Here is a 546-nt window from a genome sequence, read left to right as displayed (position 1 = left end):
GCTATCAGACTAACAAGTTAACCTGAATAGCTTATATCTTAACGTTTTGCATGTTCAGTTTTCAATGTTCATGTTGTCGTCTTGTTTCAGCGACATTTATTATCATAACACTTCTAAGTTTCTGCGTCAACAACTTTTTTTATCCTCTTTTCCAAGAAGATTACTAATAGGATTGACAGTTCAATAACTATAACACGCTTCTTCTGATTTGACAAGTGCTCTTTTCATTTTTTCTTAGTTACCACATAATATATAGAAAGATTAGAAGCTTCTAACGATAGTCGAATTCCACTTTTCCTTCGGAAAAATGGAGCAATCGTCGTCCACAACAGACCAGATTAGCGAAATATACCTCTTCTTCACCCCAAAAGATAACCTGCTATTTGATCAATTATTCTCTTTTGTTAGAAAGCATTGCTTTTGAATGACTTTTATAGTTTTTGCAATTACTCATTATTAAACATAATTACTGGTGAAAAACATCAACACTATTGCTGTTTCTTCAAGCGATCTACTTAGTATTTATTTCTTCAAACACAAAAAAAG

Origin of the sequence: Psychrobacillus sp. NEAU-3TGS (assembly GCF_029955155.1) — a bacterium.
In the GTDB taxonomy this organism is placed as follows: domain Bacteria; phylum Bacillota; class Bacilli; order Bacillales_A; family Planococcaceae; genus Psychrobacillus.
This window is presented reverse-complemented; position numbering follows the sequence as displayed.